This is a genomic window from Pontibacillus sp. HN14 (genome assembly GCF_021129245.1).
Lineage (GTDB): Bacteria > Bacillota > Bacilli > Bacillales > BH030062 > Pontibacillus.
Genome location: NZ_JAJOLR010000015.1, coordinates 1 through 1,664, shown reverse-complemented (window position 1 = coordinate 1,664; position 1,664 = coordinate 1). Strand labels below are relative to the sequence as shown.

At 54.1% G+C, this 1,664-nt stretch carries 1 rRNA gene; it reads right to left on the bottom strand.

Annotated elements, in window-relative coordinates:
- Window positions 1–54: 54 nt before the first annotated feature.
- Window positions 55–1,617: ribosomal RNA gene (locus tag LQ226_RS20800) — 16S ribosomal RNA — on the bottom strand.
- Between the last annotated feature and the right edge of the window lie 47 nt (window positions 1,618–1,664).

Here is a 1,664-nt window from a genome sequence, read left to right as displayed (position 1 = left end):
ATGTGTGCCTGCTAGCAAGTCCCGAAGGACTCGCTAGTTCCGTAATATCCTTAGAAAGGAGGTGATCCAGCCGCACCTTCCGATACGGCTACCTTGTTACGACTTCACCCCAATCATTGGCCCCACCTTCGGCGGCTGGCTCCAAAAAGGTTACCTCACCGACTTCGGGTGTTGCCAACTCTCGTGGTGTGACGGGCGGTGTGTACAAGGCCCGGGAACGTATTCACCGCAGTATGCTGACCTGCGATTACTAGCGATTCCGGCTTCATACAGGCGAGTTGCAGCCTGCAATCCGAACTGAGAATGGTTTTTTGAGATTTGCTTGACCTCGCGGTCTCGCGGCCCTCTGTACCATCCATTGTAGCACGTGTGTAGCCCAGGTCATAAGGGGCATGATGATTTGACGTCATCCCCGCCTTCCTCCGGTTTGTCACCGGCAGTCACCTTAGAGTGCCCAACTGAATGCTGGCAACTAAGATTAGGGGTTGCGCTCGTTGCGGGACTTAACCCAACATCTCACGACACGAGCTGACGACAACCATGCACCACCTGTCATTGCGTCCCCGAAGGGAACTCCCTATCTCTAGGGATAGCGCAAGATGTCAAGACCTGGTAAGGTTCTTCGCGTTGCTTCGAATTAAACCACATGCTCCACCGCTTGTGCGGGCCCCCGTCAATTCTTTTGAGTTTCAGCCTTGCGGCCGTACTCCCCAGGCGGAGTGCTTAATGCGTTAACTTCAGCACTAAGGGGCGGAAACCCCCTAACACCTAGCACTCAACGTTTACGGCGTGGACTACCAGGGTATCTAATCCTGTTTGCTACCCACGCTTTCGCGCCTCAGCGTCAGTTACAGACCAGAGAGTCGCCTTCGCCACTGGTGTTCCTCCACATCTCTACGCATTTCACCGCTACACGTGGAATTCCACTCTCCTCTTCTGTACTCAAGTTCCCCAGTTTCCAATGGCCCTCCACAGTTGAGCTGTGGGCTTTCACATCAGACTTAAGGAACCGCCTGCGCGCGCTTTACGCCCAATAATTCCGGACAACGCTTGCCACCTACGTATTACCGCGGCTGCTGGCACGTAGTTAGCCGTGGCTTTCTGGTTGGGTACCGTCAAGGTACCAGCATTTCCTCTGGCACTTGTTCTTCCCCAACAACAGAACTTTACGATCCGAAGACCTTCATCGTTCACGCGGCGTTGCTCCGTCAGACTTTCGTCCATTGCGGAAGATTCCCTACTGCTGCCTCCCGTAGGAGTCTGGGCCGTGTCTCAGTCCCAGTGTGGCCGATCACCCTCTCAGGTCGGCTACGCATCGTTGCCTTGGTAAGCCGTTACCTTACCAACTAGCTAATGCGCCGCGGGCCCATCCATGAGTGACGGCCGAAACCGCCTTTTACCAGTGAACCATGCAGTTCACTGGGTTATTCGGTATTAGCTCCGGTTTCCCGGAGTTATCCCGATCTCATGGGTAGGTTGCCCACGTGTTACTCACCCGTCCGCCGCTCGATCCACAACAATCACCCCGAAGGGATCATGTTGATTCACGCGCTCGACTTGCATGTATTAGGCACGCCGCCAGCGTTCGTCCTGAGCCAAGATCAAACTCTCCATAAAATGTGAGTCTGCCTAGCATCAAAATAAATGATTACTGGCTTTAAAAA